General features: G+C 70.8%; 16 protein-coding genes and 1 riboswitch. Of the genes, 14 read left to right on the top strand and 2 right to left on the bottom strand.

What is annotated here, in order from left to right; genetic code table 11:
- Positions 1-34 precede the first annotated feature (34 nt).
- From RAC69_RS14910 to argH, 10 genes are all read left to right on the top strand, one after another.
- The gene (locus RAC69_RS14910; RefSeq protein ID WP_375087516.1) at positions 35-754 is read left to right on the top strand and encodes a DUF402 domain-containing protein; all 720 of its coding nucleotides are present in this window, start codon (positions 35-37) and stop codon (positions 752-754) included.
- 62 nt (positions 755-816) lie between these two features.
- Positions 817-1,782, top strand: coding sequence for an NAD-dependent epimerase/dehydratase family protein (locus tag RAC69_RS14905; RefSeq protein ID WP_375087515.1), 966 nt, complete (start codon positions 817-819; stop codon positions 1,780-1,782).
- 23 nt (positions 1,783-1,805) lie between these two features.
- A riboswitch (TPP riboswitch) is annotated at positions 1,806-1,899 on the top strand.
- Positions 1,890-2,738 carry a hydroxyethylthiazole kinase gene (gene thiM, locus RAC69_RS14900; protein WP_375087514.1) on the top strand — a complete coding sequence of 283 codons (849 nt, stop codon included), beginning with the start codon at positions 1,890-1,892 and terminating at the stop codon, positions 2,736-2,738. (Overlaps the previous riboswitch by 10 nt.)
- Positions 2,735-4,912, top strand: a complete 2,178-nt coding sequence (locus tag RAC69_RS14895) for a bifunctional hydroxymethylpyrimidine kinase/phosphomethylpyrimidine kinase (RefSeq protein ID WP_375087513.1) — start codon at positions 2,735-2,737, stop codon at positions 4,910-4,912. Before thiM ends, RAC69_RS14895 begins: the two co-directional genes overlap by 4 nt.
- A gap of 238 nt (positions 4,913-5,150) precedes the next feature.
- A complete protein-coding gene (gene argC, locus RAC69_RS14890) occupies positions 5,151-6,215 on the top strand; it encodes an N-acetyl-gamma-glutamyl-phosphate reductase (RefSeq protein WP_375087512.1) in 1,065 nt (354 codons plus the stop codon).
- Complete coding sequence (gene argJ, locus RAC69_RS14885) at positions 6,212-7,369, top strand: bifunctional glutamate N-acetyltransferase/amino-acid acetyltransferase ArgJ (protein ID WP_375087511.1); 1,158 nt, start codon at positions 6,212-6,214, stop codon at positions 7,367-7,369. Before argC ends, argJ begins: the two co-directional genes overlap by 4 nt.
- Positions 7,366-8,283 carry an acetylglutamate kinase gene (argB, locus tag RAC69_RS14880; protein WP_341933993.1) on the top strand — a complete coding sequence of 306 codons (918 nt, stop codon included), beginning with the start codon at positions 7,366-7,368 and terminating at the stop codon, positions 8,281-8,283. Before argJ ends, argB begins: the two co-directional genes overlap by 4 nt.
- On the top strand, positions 8,280-9,491 hold the full coding sequence (locus RAC69_RS14875) for an acetylornithine transaminase (RefSeq protein ID WP_375087510.1): 1,212 nt from the start codon (positions 8,280-8,282) through the stop codon (positions 9,489-9,491). The genes argB and RAC69_RS14875 overlap by 4 nt, the downstream gene beginning before the upstream one ends.
- Entirely contained in the window at positions 9,488-10,417 is a 930-nt protein-coding gene (gene argF, locus RAC69_RS14870) for an ornithine carbamoyltransferase (protein WP_375087509.1), read from the top strand. The genes RAC69_RS14875 and argF overlap by 4 nt, the downstream gene beginning before the upstream one ends.
- Complete coding sequence (gene argH / locus RAC69_RS14865; protein WP_375087508.1) at positions 10,417-11,847, top strand: argininosuccinate lyase; 1,431 nt, start codon at positions 10,417-10,419, stop codon at positions 11,845-11,847. The genes argF and argH overlap by 1 nt, the downstream gene beginning before the upstream one ends.
- A gap of 55 nt (positions 11,848-11,902) precedes the next feature.
- On the opposite strand, the gene RAC69_RS14860 is transcribed toward argH, so the two are convergent.
- Positions 11,903-12,490 carry a DUF1349 domain-containing protein gene (locus tag RAC69_RS14860; RefSeq protein WP_375087507.1) on the bottom strand — a complete coding sequence of 196 codons (588 nt, stop codon included), beginning with the start codon at positions 12,488-12,490 and terminating at the stop codon, positions 11,903-11,905.
- 59 nt (positions 12,491-12,549) lie between these two features.
- Between RAC69_RS14860 and RAC69_RS14855 the strand changes: the two genes are divergently transcribed.
- The 4 genes from RAC69_RS14855 to RAC69_RS14840 all read left to right on the top strand — a co-directional run bounded on the left by RAC69_RS14855 (position 12,550) and on the right by RAC69_RS14840 (position 16,301).
- The gene (locus RAC69_RS14855) at positions 12,550-13,194 is read left to right on the top strand and encodes a SatD family protein (RefSeq protein ID WP_375087506.1); all 645 of its coding nucleotides are present in this window, start codon (positions 12,550-12,552) and stop codon (positions 13,192-13,194) included.
- Positions 13,191-14,030, top strand: coding sequence for a hypothetical protein (locus tag RAC69_RS14850; RefSeq protein WP_375087505.1), 840 nt, complete (start codon positions 13,191-13,193; stop codon positions 14,028-14,030). Before RAC69_RS14855 ends, RAC69_RS14850 begins: the two co-directional genes overlap by 4 nt.
- A gap of 78 nt (positions 14,031-14,108) precedes the next feature.
- Positions 14,109-15,410 carry a tyrosine--tRNA ligase gene (gene tyrS / locus RAC69_RS14845; protein WP_375087504.1) on the top strand — a complete coding sequence of 434 codons (1,302 nt, stop codon included), beginning with the start codon at positions 14,109-14,111 and terminating at the stop codon, positions 15,408-15,410.
- Between the two features lie 84 nt (positions 15,411-15,494).
- A complete protein-coding gene (locus tag RAC69_RS14840; protein ID WP_375087503.1) occupies positions 15,495-16,301 on the top strand; it encodes a DUF4184 family protein in 807 nt (268 codons plus the stop codon).
- Here the strand turns inward: RAC69_RS14840 and RAC69_RS14835 are convergent.
- Entirely contained in the window at positions 16,286-17,629 is a 1,344-nt protein-coding gene (locus RAC69_RS14835; RefSeq protein ID WP_375087502.1) for a CoA transferase, read from the bottom strand. The genes RAC69_RS14840 and RAC69_RS14835 overlap by 16 nt on opposite strands.
- Positions 17,630-17,961: the final 332 nt, after the last annotated feature.

Genomic DNA, 17,961 nt, shown 5'->3' with positions numbered 1-17,961 from the left:
CGGGTCCCACGGCGCCACACGGTACCGTGGCGAGATGACGACCGTGAACCCGCACGCCACGCCGCCAGCAGTCCCGCACGGGACGCGCCCACTGGGAGAGGCTCCGTTCCTCGCCCCGGGCGATCAGATCGACTGGCACTACCGCCGTCCGGGCTGGCTCCGCGGCGAGCCGTCGACCATCACGCCGATGCGCGTCGTCCGCGACGACGAGCGCGGGCTCGTCGCCTGGCTCGCGCCGGGGACGGAGCAGGAGGGGCAAGGCGCGGCCGACGGGCAGCGCGTGCGCACGGTTCCGCTGGAGAGGCGCTGGATCGAACCGCGCCGGCGGATCGTGGAGCAGTGGGTGGGCAACGGCATCCTGCGGATCGCTCCGGCCGATCGGCCCTGGTCGGTCTGGCTGTTCTGGAGTGAGGCGACGAGTGCGGACTGGACCTTCGCCGGCTGGTACGTGAACCTCGAGAACGCGCATCTGCGGACCGACCGCGACACGTTCACGTCGGACCACATCCTCGACGTCGAGATCGAGCCGGACGGGCGGATCGTCATGAAGGACGAGGATGAGCTCATCGCCGCGGTCGAGCAGGGCCGTCTGGACAGCGATCAGGCAGCGCAGATCACCGAGCACGCCGCGGCGGCCATCGCCTCGTTCACCGCCGGAGCCTGGCCGTTCGACCCGGAGTGGATCGCCTGGCGCCCCGACCCCGCGTGGACCGTGCCGGTGCTGGACGGGCTCGAGGATCTGCGTCAGCCGTGACCCGCGCTCCGCTCTGAGCGGATGGGCTTTCCTCGCGCCTCGGATCCTGATGACATGAGGGCATGACGGATGTGCTGATCCTCGGCGGAACCGGGTGGTTGTCCGGTCGCATCGCGCAGCGCTGGCTGCTCTCGGGCGCTGCGGTGACGTGCCTCGCGCGGGGTGGGCGCCCTGCGCCGCCTGGCGCGACGCTGATGCTCGGCGACCGTGACGACTCCGCCGTCTACGACGTGGTGTCGCGCAGGGACTGGGATCAGGTCGTCGATGTGTCGTCCCGCGCAGACCACGTGAGCGCGGCGGTCGCCGCGCTCGGTGCGCGAGCGGGTCGCTGGACATACGTGTCCTCGGTCTCGGTGTATGCCGATGACGAGGAGGAGGATGCCGATGAGTCCGCCGCGCTGGTCGCGGCCGCCGAGTCGCTGAGCGACGATTACGGCGCGCAGAAGGTCGCCGCCGAGAACGCCGTCCGCCGGCTCGGGGAGGATCGGACGCTGGTGGTCAGGCCCGGGCTGATCGTGGGCGACGGCGACCCGAGCGATCGTTTCGGCTACTGGGCTGCGGCGTTCCTCCGGGCGCGCGCCGAACCCGTGCTCGTGCCCTTCGCCGGCGGCAGGGATGCGCAGGTCATCGATGTCGACGACCTCGCGGAGTTCGTCGTGACGACCACGGCCACCGGCGTCATGAACGCGATCGGCGACCGGCATCCGCTCGTCGACGTGCTCGCCCTGTTCCGTTCCGCCGCGCAGCACGAGGGCGACACCGTGGAGGCCGCGGACGACTGGCTGGCCGCACAGGGTGTCGACTACTGGATGGGGGAGCGGTCGCTCCCGCTCTGGTTGCCCGCCGATATGACGGGGTTCATGCGTCGCTCGAACCAGCGCTACCGCGCGGCGGGCGGCGGTCTCCGATCGCTCGAGGAGACGATCGCGACGGTCATCGCCGACGAGGACCGCCGGGGCGTCGACCGCTCGCGTCGCGCCGGACTCACGCGCGACGACGAACTCGCCCTCCTTCGCCTCCTGGACTGAGCAGAGGCGATCGCTAGACTGCGAGCAGTGACACGGGGTGCCGCATCCGCGGCTGAGAACACACCCGTCGAACCTGGTCTAGTTCGTACTAGCGAAGGGATGTCGCGATGAGCGATCGTCTGCGCCCGCACTCCGAATCGACCGTCACCGGTCCAGCCGCGGAGCTGCTCTCCGCATTGCGTCAGGCCCCACCGCTGACGCACTGCATCACGAACACGGTGGTCACCGGGTTCACCGCCAACGTGCTGCTCGCTCTCGGTGCAGCGCCGGCGATGGTCGACATCGTCGACGAGGCCGGCCCGTTCGCGCGGGTCGCCTCGGGGATGCTGGTCAACCTGGGGACCCCCACACCCGAACAGCGCGAAGCGAGCCGCGAGGCGGTCGCCGCGGCATCCGCCTCCGGCACGCCCTGGGTGCTCGACCCGGTAGCTATCGGCGCACTGCCTGTGCGGACGGCCCTGGCCAGGGAGCTCGCAGCGTCGCGGCCGACCGCCATCCGCGGCAACGCCTCGGAGATCCTCGCGCTCGCCGGGCTGAGCGAGGGGGGACGCGGGGTCGACGCGGTCGACACGCCGGATGCGGCAGCGGATGCCGCGGCCTTTCTCGCGGAGAGATTCGGCAGCGTCGTCGCGGTCTCCGGTGCGGTCGACCTCCTGACCGACGGCAGACGGACGCTGCGCATCGCCAACGGTCATGAGCTGCTCACGCGCGTCACCGGGGGAGGGTGCGCGCTCGGGGCGGTCATGGCCGCGTTCCTCGGGACCGCCCGTTCCCTGCCGATCGACGCGCTCACCGCCGTCGCCTCCGCGAGCGTCGTCTACACGATCGCCGCGGAGCGTGCGGCAGAGGGATCGGCGGGCCCCGGCAACTTCGCGGTGGCCCTGCTCGACGCGCTCGCCGCCGTGCAGCCCGGCGACATCGCGGCCGCAGCACGCATCGAGGAGGTCGTGCGGTGATCGCCGACCTGTCGCTGTACCTCGTCACCGATCCCGACCTGTGCGGACGTCGCGGTGTGGTCGAGACGGTGCGGCGCGCTGTCGCCGGAGGAGCGCGCATCGTCCAGCTCCGAGACAAGAGCGCGACGGACGCCGAGACGGTCGCGCAGCTCGTCGCTCTGTCGCGGGTGATCGACGGGCAGGCGCTCCTCGTCGTGAACGACCGGCTCGATGCAGCGCTCGCGGCGCGCGCGGCCGGAGCCCGCGTGGACGGCGTGCATCTCGGCCAGGGAGACGCCTCGGTGCGACGGGCGAGGGCAGAGCTGGGTCCGCACGCGCTGATCGGCCTCACGGCCAACACCTCCGAGCACCTCGAGGACGCCCTCGCTCTTCCCGCGGGCACGGTCGACTACCTCGGTGTGGGCGTCATCCATCCGACCAGCACGAAACCGGATCACCCGCCCGCACTGGGCGTCGAGGGCTTCCGTGCGTTCGCTGCCCGGAGCCCGCTCCCGTGCGTGGCCATCGGCGGTGTCGGGCGCGCCGACGTGGCCGCTCTGCGCGGTGCCGGTGCGGCAGGGGTCGCGGTGGTCTCGGCGCTGTGCGCGGCGAGCGATCCGGCATCCGCTGCGGCCGACCTCCTCGCGACGTGGCGATCCGCCGGCGTGCCCCGGGTGCTCTCCATCGCGGGCAGCGATCCGTCCGGCGGTGCGGGGATCCAAGCCGACCTCAAGTCGATCGCCGCGAACGGCGGGTACGGCATGGCGGCGATCACCGCCCTCACGGCGCAGAACACCCAGGGGGTGCGCGCAGTGCACGTGCCGCCTCCCGAGATGCTCCACGCACAGCTCGAGGCGCTCGCCGACGACATCGTGATCGACGCGGTCAAGATCGGGATGCTCGCGGACGCCGCCGTCATCGAGGTGGTCGGCGACTGGCTTCAGCGCGTCCGGCCGCCGATCGTCGTGCTCGACCCCGTCATGGTGGCCACCAGCGGCGACCGGCTGCTCGACCGGGCGGCCGAGACCGCGATGCGGAAGCTCGTCGAGCTGGCCGACATCGTGACCCCCAACCTCGCCGAGCTGGCCGCGCTGACCGGAGAATCGATCGGCGGATGGGAGGGGGCGCTCGCCGCGGCTGAGCGCTTCTCCCGCCGCGCCGGAATCGCTGTGCTGGTGAAGGGCGGTCACCTGCCGGGCGATGCGGTACCCGACGCGCTGGTCGACGCGGGTGACGGCATGGTCCGCGAGTTCCCCGGCTCGCGAATCGCGACCGAGAACACGCACGGCACGGGATGCTCGCTCTCGTCCGCGCTCGCGACACGGCTCGGCCGCGGGGAGGACCGGGAGACCGCCGTCGCCGCAGCCAGGGAATGGCTGCGCGAATCCCTGCGCTCCGGCGAACGGCTGCGCGTCGGCCGGGGTAACGGGCCCGTCGACCACTTCGCGGGACTGTGGGCGCGGGCGGGACTGTGGGCGCCGGCGGGGGTGACGGATGCCGGGGAGTCGAATCGACCCCGCCCCGGAGATGTCCGGCGCGAATGGTGGGAGAGCATCGCCGGCATCCGTTCCGGGATCGACGGTCTGCCCTTCGTCCGAGGACTGGCCGACGGCACGCTCCCGCGCGATGCCTTCCTCTTCTACCTGCAGCAGGACGCGCTGTATCTGCGCGACTACGCACGCGTGCTCGCCGAGGCGTCACGGCTCGCGCCGACATCCGCCGAGCAGTCCTTCTGGGTCGGCGCCGCCCACGGTGCGATCGCGGGAGAGCTCGAACTGCACGCCGCCTGGCTGACCCCCGAGCAGGGCGTGGATGCCGCGACGTTCGACGCCGCGCCGGCGCCCGCGACCACCGCGTACCTCGATCATCTGAGGTCGATCGCGTTCGGCGGCGACTATGCCGAGCTCGTCGCGGCCGTCCTGCCGTGCTTCTGGCTGTACACCGACCTCGGTCACCGGCTCCATGCGGGGGAGTTCGGCGCCGCAGCGCGTGACCCCCGGCATCCGTACGCGTCGTGGCTCGCCACGTACGCGGATCCGACGTTCGAGGAGGCGACGGAGCGGGCGATCACCTACACGATGTCGGCCGCAGCGGTTGCGGATGCCGGCACGCAGGCCCGCATGCGCCGCGCGTTCGAGGTCTCCAGCGCGCACGAGCTCGCGTTCTTCGCGGCGGGCAGGAGCGGCCTCCTGTGACGCGGCAGATTTGCGCGCCGTGCGAGGCCCGCGCTATCGTCACGACATGCCTTCGGCCGACTCCGCCACCCTGACGCTCGCTCCGAGCGTCATCGCTGTGCGCCGACGCCGCGGCGGCCGCCGACTGTAGGCGACCCCGCGCTCCTGCCTGCCCGGCGGTCGAGTGCCGGTGTCGCCGCCCCGGCCCCCGACACTGCACCCTGAGTTCCGCGAAGGGTCCGACCGTTAAGGTAGAAGCATGACGTATTCCGTCGCCGTCTCCGGCGCATCCGGCTACGCGGGCGGCGAGATCCTACGCCTTCTCGCAGCTCACCCCGACATCGAGATCCGCACCGTCACGGCGCACTCGAACGCCGGACAGCCGCTCGTCCAGCACCAGCCGCACCTGCGTTCACTCGCGCACCTCACGCTGCAGGACACGACCCCCGAGATCCTCGCCGGGCATGACATCGTGTTCCTCGCGCTGCCGCACGGCCAGTCCGGTCAGTACACGGATGCGCTCGGCGACACCCCGCTCGTGATCGACGCCGGCGCCGACCACCGGCTCACCTCGCAGGACGCGTGGGACGCGTTCTACGGCGGCGCGTTCCACGATGCCTGGACGTACGGGGTACCCGAGCTGCTCACGGGCGGCGCCAAGCAGCGCGAGAAGCTGCGCGGTGCGACGAGGATCGCCGCGCCGGGGTGCAACGCCTCGACCGTGAGCCTCAGCCTCGCGCCGGGAGTCGCCGCCGGCGTCATCGACCCTCGCGACATCGTCTCCGTGCTCGCCGTCGGCCCCTCGGGCGCCGGCAAGAGTCTGAAGACCAACCTGCTCGCGAGTGAGATCCTCGGCACGGCCAACCCCTACGCCGTGGGCGGCACCCACCGGCACATCCCGGAGATCCGTCAGGCGCTCGCCGCGGCATCCGGTCTCTCGCCGGAGGCGGCTGCCGACGGCATCCGCATCTCCTTCACGCCCGTGCTCGTGCCGATGTCGCGGGGGATCCTCGCGACGTCGACGGCGCCGATCGTCGAGGGCGTCAGCGACGCCGAGATCCGCGCCGCCTGGGAGTCCGCGTATGGCGACGAGACATTCGTGCAGCTGCTGCCGGCGGGCGAGTTCCCTCGCACAGCCGACGTGCTGGGCGCGAACACCGCTCTCATCGGACTCGCGATCGACCGCGCCGCCCAGCGCGTGACCGTCGTGACGGCCGTCGACAACCTCGTCAAGGGCACCGCCGGCGCAGCCGTGCAATCCATGAACCTCGCGCTGGGACTCCCCGAGTCCCGCGCCCTCTCAGTGAACGGAGTCGCGCCGTGAGCGTCACCGCCCCCGCAGGATTCGAAGCGGCGGGAGTCGCCGCCGGACTCAAGTCGACCGGCAAGCCCGACGTCGCCGTCGTCGTCAACCGCGGCCCCCGCAAGGTGGGCGCCGCCGTCTTCACGAGCAACCGCGCGAAGGCGAATCCCATCATCTGGTCGCAGCAGGCCGTGGCCGACCGGGTGGTCGAGGCCGTCGTGCTGAACTCGGGCGGGGCGAACTGCTTCACCGGCAGCTTCGGATTCCAGACCACGCATCAGACGGCCGAGAAGGCCGCCGAACTGCTGGGCGTCAGCGCGGGTGACGTGCTCGTCTGCTCGACCGGCCTCATCGGCGTGGGCGACGACGTCTTCCGCGGCAAGGTGCTCGCCGGCACGGAGCAGGCCATCGCCGAGCTCTCGGCCGACGGCGGACCCGTGGCGGCCGAGGCCATCATGACCACCGACAGCGTGTCGAAGACAGCGGTCGTCAGCCGCGACGGCTGGACCATCGGCGGGATGGCCAAGGGCGCAGGCATGCTCGCTCCCGGTCTCGCGACCATGCTCGTCGTCATCACGACGGATGCCGTGCTCGAGCCTCTGGAGGCCGACGCCGCGCTGCGGGCCGCGACGGGCCGCACGTTCGACCGCCTCGACTCCGACGGGTGCATGTCGACGAACGACCAGGTGACGCTGCTCGCCAACGGCGCCTCCGGCATCGCGCCGTCGCTCGACGACTTCGGTGCGGCCCTCCGGGAGCTGTGCCAGGAGCTCGCCGTCAAGCTGCAGGGCGACGCCGAGGGGGCGAGCCACGACATCACGATCGAGGTGCGCCACGCCGCGTCCGAGACCGATGCCGTCGAGGTCGGCCGTTCCGTCGCCCGCAACAACCTGTTCAAAGCCGCGATCTTCGGCAACGACCCGAACTGGGGTCGCGTGCTCGCGGCGATCGGCACGACGAACGCGCAGTTCGACCCGTACGACGTGGACGTGTGGATGAACGGCGTCCGTGTGTGCAGCGAAGGCGGTCCCGATCGTCCGCGCGAGGAGGTCGACCTGACCCCGCGCGCCACGCACCTCGTCATCGATCTCAAGGTCGGCGACGAGACGGCGACGATCCTCACCAACGACCTCACCCACGACTACGTGCACGAGAACAGCGCCTACGCCTCATGACCGACATCCAGGACACCACGCCGGACGTCGCGGCCGTCAAGGCGTCGACGCTCATCGAATCCCTGCCGTGGCTGAAGAAGTTCCGCGATCAGATCGTCGTCGTCAAGTACGGCGGCAACGCGATGGTCTCGGACGAGCTGCAGGAGGCCTTCGCGCAGGACATCGCGTATCTGCGCTACGTGGGCGTGCTGCCGGTCGTCGTGCACGGCGGGGGACCGCAGATCTCGAACATGCTCGAGCGTCTCGAGATCCCCAGCGAGTTCAAGGGCGGCTACCGCGTCACCAACACGGAGGCCATCAGCGTCGTGCGGATGGTGCTCACCGGTCAGGTGAACCCGCAGCTCGTGTCGAAGATCAACTCGCACGGCCCGATCGCGACCGGTCTCAGCGGAGAGGATGCCGGACTCTTCGGCGGACGCCGCCGCGGGGTCGTCGTGGACGGGGAGGAGATCGATCTCGGACGCGTGGGCGACGTCGTGCAGGTCGATCCGACGCCGGTGCTCGACCACCTGACGGCAGGGCGGGTTCCCGTGGTCTCGAGCATCGCGCCCGACCTCGACCACCCCGGTCAGTCGCTCAACGTGAACGCCGACGCCGCGGCGGCCGCGCTCGCGGTGGCGCTCAGGGCGCGCAAGCTCGTGATCCTCACCGATGTGCCGGGGCTGTACGCCGACTGGCCGAACCGCGACTCGCTCGTCTCGCACCTCACCTCGGAGGCTCTCGTCGAGATGCTGCCGTCGCTCGAGTCGGGCATGATCCCGAAGATGCGCGCGTGCCTCGACGCGGTCGAGGGCGGCGTCGACGCCGCAGCGATCATCGACGGACGAGTACCGCACTCAGTGCTCGTCGAGCTCTTCACGAGTAAGGGAATCGGAACAGAAGTGGTCAAGGGAAGCGCAGGGACGACGGCATGAGCAACTGGCAGGACGACGCGGAGAACGACCTGGTCCTCAACGCGGGACGCCGACTCGCTCTCCTCACGCGCGGAGAGGGTTCGTACCTCTGGGATTCGGAGGGCACCCGGCACCTCGACTTCCTCGCCGGTATCGCGGTGACCTCGCTCGGTCACGCGCACCCGGTGTTCGTGGACGCCGTCGCCACCCAGGCGGCGACCCTCGCACACGTCTCCAACTACTTCGCGACGCCGCCGCAGCTGGCTCTCGCTGCCCGCCTCAAGCGTCTCGCGGGCGCCGGCATCGAGGGCCGCGTGTTCTTCTCCAACTCGGGAGCCGAGGCGAACGAGGCGGCTTTCAAGCTCGCCCGTCTGCACGGAGGAGCCGACAGGCCGCGCATCATCGCTCTCGAGAACGGCTTCCACGGCCGCACGATGGGGTCGCTCGCGCTCACGGCGAAACCCGCGATGCGGGCCCCCTTCGAACCCATGCCGGGGGGAGTCGAGCACATCCCCGCCACCGTCGAGGCGCTGGAGGCGGCACTCGACGACCGTGTCGCCGCCGTCATCGTCGAACCGATCCAGGGAGAGGCGGGCGTCGTCGAACTGCCCGAGGGGTACCTGCAGGCCGCACGGTCGCTGACGCTGGCGCACGGTGCCCTGCTCATCGTCGACGAGATCCAGACGGGCGCTGGGCGCACCGGCGCCTGGTTCGGCTTCAGTCACGAGGGCATCATCCCCGATGCCATCACGCTGGCCAAGGGCATCGGCGGAGGGTTCCCCATCGGCGCTCTCGTCACCTACGGTGCGGCGAGCTCGCTGTTCACGCCCGGTTCGCACGGATCGACGTTCGGCGGCAATCCGCTCGCCACCGCCGTGGCCGACGCGGTGCTCGCCGAGATCGAGCGCGCCGGCCTCGTCGACAATGCCGCCCGTCGTGGCCAGGAGCTGCGCGAGATCATCACGGGTCTCGACTCGCCCCTCGTCGCGGGGGTGCGCGGACGCGGCCTGCTGATCGGCGTCGAGCTCAGCGCTCCGGTCGCCGGAGACGTGGTGGCCGCCGCTCAGGCGCACGGCCTCATCGTCAATGCGGCCAACCCCGAGACCGTGCGCATCGCGCCCGCTCTCACGATCGGGGATGCCGAGCTCGCCGAGTTCCGCGACCTGTTCGCCGCCGCGCTCGCCGACGTCTCGGCATCCCTCACCGACTCCGGAAAGGCCCACGCATGACCCGCCACCTCCTTCGTGACGACGACCTGACCCCCGCGGAGCAGGCCGAGATCCTCGACCTCGCGTTCGAGCTGAAGAAGGACCGCTGGGCGAACAAGGCTCTCGCGGGCCCGCAGACCGTCGCGGTGATCTTCGACAAGTCGTCGACGCGCACGCGGGTGTCGTTCGCGGTGGGCATCGCCGACCTCGGCGGATCGCCGCTGATCATCTCGACCGCGAACAGCCAGCTCGGCGGCAAGGAGACCCCCTCCGACACGGCGCGCGTGCTCGAGAGGCAGGTCGCCGCGATCGTGTGGCGCACCTACGCGCAGTCCGGCCTGGAGGAGATGGCGGCGGGGACCCGCGTGCCGGTCGTCAACGCGCTGTCCGACGACTTCCACCCGTGCCAGCTGCTCGCCGACCTGCTGACGATCCGCGAGCACAAGGGCGACTTGAAGGGCCTCACCCTGACGTTCTTCGGCGATGGACAGAGCAACATGGCGCACTCGTACGCGCTCGCCGGCGTCACCGCGGGGATGCACGTGCGCATCGCCTCGCCGGCCGACTACGCCCCGCGCGCCGATGTCGTCGAGGCGGCCGATCGGCGTGCGGCGGAGACCGGCGGCTCGATCACGCTCCTCACCGACCCGGTCGAGGCCGCGGCCGGAGCCGACGTCGTCGTGACCGACACCTGGGTGTCGATGGGCAAGGAGGAGGAGAAGCTCGCCCGCATCCGCGATCTCGGCGGCTACAAGGTGACCCCCGAGACCATGACGCTCGCCGACTCCGAGGCGATCTTCATCCACTGCCTCCCCGCCGACCGCGGCTACGAGGTCGACTCCGAGGTGATCGACGGTCCGCAGAGCGTGGTGTGGGACGAGGCCGAGAACCGCCTGCACGCCCAGAAGGCGCTGCTGGTGTGGCTGCTCGACAAGAAGGACGCGTGATGACCTCCTCCAAGAACGACGGGACCAACGAGGGCGCTCTCTGGGGAGCCCGATTCGCCAGCGGGCCGTCGCCCGAGCTGGTCGAGCTCAGCCGGTCGACCCACTTCGACTGGATCCTCGCGCCCTACGACATCGCGGGTTCGCACGCGCACGCGACCGCGCTCGAGGCGGCCGGGTATCTGGAGGCCGACGAGGCCGCGACGATGCACGAGGGGCTGGATGCCGTCGCACGCAAGGTGGCCGACGGCACCCTCCGGCCCGTCCCCTCGGACGAGGACGTGCACGGCGCGCTGGAGCAGGCGCTGATCGCCGAGCTCGGCCCAGAGCTCGGCGGACGCCTCCGTGCCGGGCGCAGTCGCAATGATCAGATCGCGACGCTCGTGCGGATGTACCTGATCGACCACGCCCGTGTGATCGCGCGCGACCTGCTCCGGGTGATCGATGCGCTCGTCGCCCAGGCGGAAGCGCATCCCGACGCGATCCTCCCCGGTCGCACGCATCTGCAGCACGCGCAGCCGGTCCTGCTCGCCCATCATCTGCAGGCCCACGGGTGGCCGCTGGTGCGCGAGCTCGAACGACTGGTCGACTGGCGCCGTCGCGCGGGTGTCTCCCCCTACGGCGGGGGAGCCCTCGCCGGCTCCACGCTCGGTCTGGATCCCGCCCTCGTGGCGAGGGAGCTCGGGCTCGACCGTCCGGCCGAGAACTCGCTCGACGGCACGGCCGCGCGGGACGTGGTCGCCGAGTTCGCGTTCATCACGGCGATGACGGGCGTCGATCTGTCGCGTCTGAGCGAGGAGATCATCCTCTGGAACACGCGCGAGTTCGGCTTCGTGACCCTGCACGACGGCTACTCGACCGGGTCGAGCATCATGCCGCAGAAGAAGAACCCCGACATCGCCGAGCTCGCGCGCGGCAAGTCCGGCCGCCTGATCGGTAACCTGTCCGGTCTGCTGGCGACGCTCAAGGGGCTGCCGCTCGCGTACAACCGCGACCTGCAGGAGGACAAGGAGCCCGTCTTCGACTCCGTGCAGACGCTCGAGGTCGTGCTGCCGGCGTTCGCGGGCATGATCGCGACGCTGCGCTTCGACACCGAGCGCATGGCCGCGCTGGCGCCGGAGGGCTTCTCGCTCGCGACGGATGTCGCGGAGTGGCTGGTGAAGCGACGGGTGCCGTTCCGCGACGCTCACGAGATCTCGGGTGCGCTGGTGCGTGCGTGCGAGGAGCAGGGGATCGGGCTCGAGGACGCCTCGGACGAGCTGCTGCAGTCGGTGTCGCCGCACCTCTCGCCCGAGGTCCGAGAGGTGCTCACGATCGAGGGTTCGGTGGCCTCGCGCACGGGCGCGGGCGGCACGGCCCCCGTGCGGGTCGCCGAGCAGCGCGCGGAGCTCGTCGCACGGGCCCAGGCCGCAGCGCACGCACTCGGGCTCTGACGCGGCGTTCGTCGCGCGCTTCCGGTCGCCGGCGCGCGTCGCAGCCGCGCCCGTGTCAGTGCAGCGCGTCGTCGGCGGCCGACCGCGTCCAGCGGGTGAACGTGACGGTGAGCCCGGCGCGCGTCGGTGCGGCGAGGAAGGGGCCGGCGGATGCGGTCGCCTCGCCGTCGAACGGGGCGACCCGCACGAGTCGCCACGGTCCGTCATCGGCGCGGGCCCGGACGATGACGGCATCCGCCCATCGACTCACCCGCACGGTGATCTCGCTGTCGAGCCAGTCGTCGACGTGGCCCACCGACCAGTCGGAGCGGATGGCGGTCACGACGGCGCCCAGTCCGAGGTGGCCGTCGGCGTACTCGACGCCGGCTTTGACCCAGTGCTCGTCGTCGGCTCGGACGAAGACCCCGGCCTGATCGAACTGGCCGCTCCAGGGCGCGCGGAACGACACCTCGACGGCCTCACCCACGCCGAGCGGTGCGAGCAGCGCGTGCTCGGTGTCGTGCACGAAACCGTAGGCCGTGTGGCGCCAGGCGTCGCTGCCTTCGGCGGCGGTGACGTCGAGGCGGTCGTCGGGGGAGTGGATCGCGGCGGGCGCGGTGGTCCAGGTTCCCTCGGACCACGGCACGATGACTGAATCAGGCATATCCTCACCTTATAGCCAGATAAGGCATAAAACCAGACTATGCGTGATATGGTTATCGCATGGTCATCGCCGTGGTCGCCGACATCGTGGGCTCTCGCAAGCTCGACGATCGCTCCGCCGCGCAGCGCGTGCTCGACCGGACGATCTCGCTCGTCGAGGGCGACCTGCCGCTCGCGAGTCAGCCGCTCACGCCTACGGTAGGCGACGAGCAGCAGGGCGTCTACCGATCCCTCGAAGACGCATTGGTCTCCCTGCTCATGATCCAGCTGCGTCTGCCCGACGGGATCGGCTTCCGATTCGGTATCGGCATCGGAGCGGTCAGCACGGTGGAGTCCGTGCACGGCGAACTCGCCGACGGCCCCGGCTGGTATGCCGCGCGCGCGGCGATCGAGACCGTGCACGCCAAGGAGGGGCGCGCCGTTCCGCGTTCGAGGACGTGGATTGTCGGTGCCCCCGGGCAGGATGAGGTGATGGAGAGCACGATCGCCGCGTCGAACGCGTACCTGCTCGTGCGCGACGAGCTCGTCGGCGCGATGTCCGAACGCGAACGCCGACTCACCTACGGGCGCCTGATCGGTCGTTCCCAGCTCGACCTCGCCGACGAAGAGGGGATCACGCAGCCGAGCGTGTCCAAGTCGCTGCGGAACGCGGGCAGCGCCGCGATCCTCGACGGGGTCGCCGCCATCAGGGGAGGCAGCGGATGATCGTCGCCGGTTTCGCCCTGCTCGCCGTCGGAGCCGCCGACCTCGTGCGGCAGTTCGCGCCGCGGCGCTGGATCGGGTATCTGACCGTCGCGATCATCCTGCTGTTCCTCGGCAGCGTGAGCGATGCGCTGCTCCCGATGATCGCCGCGCTGGCGATCGGTGCGCTGTGGGTGTGGAGCATGCCCTCCGAGCGTCGCGCGCCACGGGGATTCTGGCCGGCCGCGCTCTTCGGCGTCCTCGTCATCGGTGCCGTCGTCTGGCTCGGCCCCCGCCGGGAGACCGGCTTGATCGGCAGGATCTGGGAGCTGCGATCTCCTTTCGGCGAGATACCCTTCGACCTCGCGGTGCTCGCCTTCGGCGCCGGCGTGTTCCTGCTCGAATCCGCGAACCTCGTGGTGCGCGCGGCGCTCGACGGCGAACACACCTGGCGGCCGATCGACATCCTCAGACCAGACGCTGCGACGGAGGCCGACCCCGCGGCGACGATGTCGACAGCGGCGATGTCGACGGCGGTGTCGGCTGCTGAGACGACGGACGTCGCGGCCGAGCCGGTCGCCCTCACCGGAGCGAGCGGAGCGGTCGACCCCCGCAGCGGATTCAAGGGCGGTCGGCTGATCGGTCCACTCGAGCGGATCCTCGTGCTGATCCTCACCCTCGCCGCGGCGTATCCCATCCTCGCCGCCATGCTCGCCGCGAAGGGCATCGTCCGATTCCCCGAGATCTCCCGCGACGGCGAGACGGGTGCGAGGGCCGAGTACTTCCTCGTGGGCAGCCTCGTCAGCTGGGTCATCGCTCTCGGCGCGGCGTTCCTCGTGTGGTGGGCCGCGCACAGCTGAGCGTCCCGCTCGCGGCGGCCCAGCGGGGTGGCGGCGTGACGCGATTCTCGGCAGTCGTGCGCTGATAGCCTGGAAAGCGTGTCGAATTCCGCTCTGACGACCGCGACGCCGGCGATCGACCCCACGTTCGAGAACGTGTGGGACGAACTGGTGTGGCGCGGCCTCGTCCACGTGTCCACCGATCAGGAGGCGCTGGGCGCCCTTCTCGCCGGGGACCCGATCACGTATTACTGCGGCTTCGACCCGACCGCGCCCAGCCTTCACCTCGGCAACCTCGTCCAGCTCCTCACCCTCCGCCGCATCCAGCTCGCCGGACACAAGCCCCTCGGGCTGGTCGGAGGCTCGACCGGACTCATCGGCGACCCCCGACCGACGGCCGAGCGCACGCTGAACACGCGAGAGACCGTCGGCGAATGGGTCGATCGGCTGCGCGCGCAGGTCGAGCGCTACCTGAGCTTCGAGGGCGACAACGCCGCGCGCATCGTGAACAACCTCGACTGGACGGCGCCGCTGTCGGCGATCGACTTCCTCCGCGAGATCGGCAAGCACTACCGTGTCGGCACGATGCTCAAGAAGGATGCCGTCGCCGCGCGCCTCAACTCGGATGCCGGCATCAGCTACACCGAGTTCAGCTACCAGATCCTGCAGGGCATGGACTTCCTCGAGCTGTACCGCCAGTACGACTGCGTGCTGCAGACCGGCGGGTCGGATCAGTGGGGCAACCTCACGAGCGGCACGGATCTCATCCACCGCGTCGAGGGCGTCTCCGTGCATGCCATCGGTACGCCGCTGATCACCAACAGCGACGGCACGAAGTTCGGCAAGAGCGAGGGCAACGCGATCTGGCTCGACCCGGAGATGTGCAGCCCGTACCGGATGTACCAGTTCTGGCTGAGCACGGCGGATGCCGACGTGATCGACCGCCTGAAGGTGTTCACGTTCCTCAGCCGCGCCGAGATCGAGGAGTACGCCGCGCTCGTCGAGACCGAGCCGTTCCGCCGTGCGGCGCAGAAGCGTCTGGCCCTCGAGGTGGTCGCCACCGTGCACGGCCTCGATGCGGCGGCGGCCGTGATCGCGGCGTCCGATGCGCTGTTCGGCCAAGGAGATCTGACGACACTCGACGCGGCCACGCTGCGCACGGCGCTCGAGGAGCTGCCGAACACGTCGGTCGCGTCGGGCGAGCCGGTCGTCGAAGCTCTGGTCGCGACCGGTCTCGTGTCGAGCCTCTCGGAGGCGAGGCGCGCGATCGCGCAGGGCGGAGTCTCGCTCGACGGCGTCCGTGTCGATGACGAGGCCGCGACCGTGCGGGGTTCCCTCCCCGGTGGGGTCTCCGTGCTGCGACGCGGCAAGAAGACCCTCGCCGGCGTCTTCGTGTCCTGATCCGGTCATGACGGCGTCGGCCTGGGATGTTCCCAGGCCGACGCCGTTAGGCTTCACGCGTTCGCCGCTCGACAGGAGACCGCCATGCCGTTCACGCCGAGCCATGCGCTGGCGGCGTTGCCCTTCATCCGGACGCCACTGGTTCCTGCCGCCATCGCGATCGGCGCCATGACGCCGGATCTGCCGCTGTTCCTCCGGGGCGTCGGCCTCGACTACGGGTTCACGCACGACGTCGTGAACATCGTGTGGACCGCCGTGGTCGCTTTCGCACTGTTCCTCCTCTGGCGTGTAGTCCTGCGCCCCGCCGTCGGGGAGCTCCTGCCCCTCGCTATCTCCCGAAGGCTGCCCAGGGACTGGTCGACGACCGGTGACGCTGCTGTCCGCGCCGCTGTGCTCGGGATGCCGCGGCGCCCGCTGTATCCCGTGCTGCTGGCGGTGTCTCTCGTGCTCGGCGTGCTGTCGCACATCGTCTGGGATCTGTTCACGCACGAGGGGCGATGGGGAGTCGCCGCGTTCCCGGTCCTCGACGAGATGTGGGGGCCGCTCACCGGGTACAAGTGGTTGCAGCACGGGTCGAGCATCCTCGGCCTGGTCGGCATCGGGGTATGGATGCTGCTGCGGCTCGATCGTGCCGAGGTGCGTGACGACGTCGTGCGCTCCGTGCCCGCCGCGGTCCGTCTCGCCTGGTGGGTCTCGCTGCCTGCTCTTCTCGTGGCTGCCGTGATCGTCGGCTACGCCCTCTTCGGCCCGTTCACCGAGGACTTCACCGTCCAGCATCTCGCCTATCGGGTGCTGCCACCGGCCTGTGCGCTCTGGGGAGCAGCGACGCTGGCGCTGTGTCTCTCGGTGCCGCTGTTCCGTCGGTTCCGTCGCGCTCACCAGCGCGGCTGATCGCGCCCCCATCGGCGCGGGGGCGCGAACTCGACCCCGGGAAGCGCCGGTCGCGCCGTCGTGAGGCGGAGCCCGTCGATGTCGAAGGCGGCGACGTGCGGGGCGGTGTCGAACTCGCCCATCGGCTGCGGCTCGTGCCGCCGCGGCAGGGTGAGCAGTTCAGCGGCCACCCGGCGGAGCGAGGTGCTGATGTGCCACCCGCCGCCGGTCGCCTTACGGTGCCGGAGCGCGGCCACGATCGACGCGGCGAGCAGATAGCCAGCACTGTGGTCGAGAGCCTGGGCGGGCAGCACGCCGGGGCGGATGTCGTCGGGGGACTCGACCTCGGCGATCCCCGATTCCGCCTGCACGAGGCTGTCGAAACCGGCGCGGTCGGGCTGGTCGCGCCCCCACGCGCTGAGCTCGGCGACGATGAGGGACGGATGCCGCGCGAGGAGGTCGGCCGGAAGGAGGCCGAGGCGGGCGAGCGACGAGGGGCGATAGCCGAGGACCACCACGTCCGCGTGATCCAGCAGTTCCCGGAAGTGTTCCGTCCTGGCATCGAGCAGAGCGGAGCGCTTCCCCTGACCGGTGTCGAAGTGCTGCCACTCCGGCTCGGGAAGATGCGGAGGATCCAGGCGCAGGACGTCGGCGCCGAGCAGCGCGAGCGATCTCGTGCACACGGGACCCGCGATGACACGCGTCAGGTCGAGCACGCGGATGCCGTCCAGCGGTCGAGCGCCCGCGCCGGTCGGCCCGGCGGCCGTGGTGATGGCGGTGGCGTTCACGGTGGAGCGGTCGAGGGTGCGCTGCATCTGCAGCAGGGGAGAGCGACGGAGCTCATCGTCGACGGCCGGCTGCTCGGAACGGACCCGCACGGCCAGGCCGCCCGCGGCAAGGATGGCGTCGACGACGTCGTCTGCGGTCCTATCTCTCACCGCCTCCTCGAGAGCATCGGCGGACGACTCATGGCGCACGGCGAGTGCGCTCCGCAGTGCTGCAGCGTGGTGGGGGTAGTTCGCATGGGTGCGGATCCAGCCGTCGGCTGTCTGCCAGAAGCCGGACAGCGGCGCCCAGACCGTCGGCGCCGTGCCGTCGATCGTGAGCACGCGGTCGCTGCGGTAGGCCATCGCGATGCGGCGCGGGTCGGGGCGAGTGCGGATGCCGGTGAGCAGCCCGAGGGCGCGCACGCTGGACCAGGCGAGCTCCGCCGTGGCGAGCCGGGAGCGGAGCGGCACCTCACCGGCGGCGTCGAGGTGGTCGTCAGCCCCGAGGGGGCGGATACCGAGGTCCGCCCACACGCGTTCCAGGAGGGCGGAGGCAGCGGCCGACGACGAGCGGGAGGACATCCTCAGATCGTACGACGGCGAGAGAGTCCGCGGTTTCGCCCCCTGGACTGGGGAAACGGCCGCGCGGATACCGACGACACGCCCGGGCTGACCCGCCCGATTTGCCAGACCCCCGGAATCCGCGTAACTTATTACCTGTTCGCCCCACAGGGAAGCGGAGAGGCCGAGAGCTTCACCCCCCTCAAGCGGAGAACCACCTCCCACATCCACTCACTTGTGAGAACAGACGCGTGCGTCTAGGATGGGAGATCCACCCCTTCTGCGGCTGTCCTCAGCTGCGCAGCGGATCTGAGATCCGCGCCGCGCGCCGATTTGACAAGCGAGACAGGGTG

Origin of the sequence: Microbacterium sp. LS_15 (genome assembly GCF_041954735.1) — a bacterium.
GTDB lineage: Bacteria > Actinomycetota > Actinomycetes > Actinomycetales > Microbacteriaceae > Microbacterium.
The sequence above is the reverse complement of the archived record's forward strand: the minus strand, read 5'-3'. Positions and strand labels throughout refer to the sequence as shown.

Excerpts from the sequence above, each read along its gene's own strand:
- RAC69_RS14910 (WP_375087516.1), top strand. The coding sequence starts at position 35 with ATGACGACCGTGAACCCGCACGCCACGCCGCCAGCAGTCCCGCACGGG.
- RAC69_RS14905 (WP_375087515.1), top strand. The coding sequence starts at position 817 with ATGACGGATGTGCTGATCCTCGGCGGAACCGGGTGGTTGTCCGGTCGC.
- thiM (WP_375087514.1), top strand. The coding sequence starts at position 1,890 with ATGAGCGATCGTCTGCGCCCGCACTCCGAATCGACCGTCACCGGTCCA.
- argC (WP_375087512.1), top strand. The coding sequence starts at position 5,151 with ATGACGTATTCCGTCGCCGTCTCCGGCGCATCCGGCTACGCGGGCGGC.
- argB (WP_341933993.1), top strand. The coding sequence starts at position 7,366 with ATGACCGACATCCAGGACACCACGCCGGACGTCGCGGCCGTCAAGGCG.
- RAC69_RS14875 (WP_375087510.1), top strand. The coding sequence starts at position 8,280 with ATGAGCAACTGGCAGGACGACGCGGAGAACGACCTGGTCCTCAACGCG.
- argF (WP_375087509.1), top strand. The coding sequence starts at position 9,488 with ATGACCCGCCACCTCCTTCGTGACGACGACCTGACCCCCGCGGAGCAG.
- argH (WP_375087508.1), top strand. The coding sequence starts at position 10,417 with ATGACCTCCTCCAAGAACGACGGGACCAACGAGGGCGCTCTCTGGGGA.
- RAC69_RS14860 (WP_375087507.1), bottom strand. The coding sequence starts at position 12,490 with ATGCCTGATTCAGTCATCGTGCCGTGGTCCGAGGGAACCTGGACCACC.
- RAC69_RS14855 (WP_375087506.1), top strand. The coding sequence starts at position 12,550 with ATGGTCATCGCCGTGGTCGCCGACATCGTGGGCTCTCGCAAGCTCGAC.
- RAC69_RS14850 (WP_375087505.1), top strand. The coding sequence starts at position 13,191 with ATGATCGTCGCCGGTTTCGCCCTGCTCGCCGTCGGAGCCGCCGACCTC.
- RAC69_RS14840 (WP_375087503.1), top strand. The coding sequence starts at position 15,495 with ATGCCGTTCACGCCGAGCCATGCGCTGGCGGCGTTGCCCTTCATCCGG.
- RAC69_RS14835 (WP_375087502.1), bottom strand. The coding sequence starts at position 17,629 with ATGTCCTCCCGCTCGTCGTCGGCCGCTGCCTCCGCCCTCCTGGAACGC.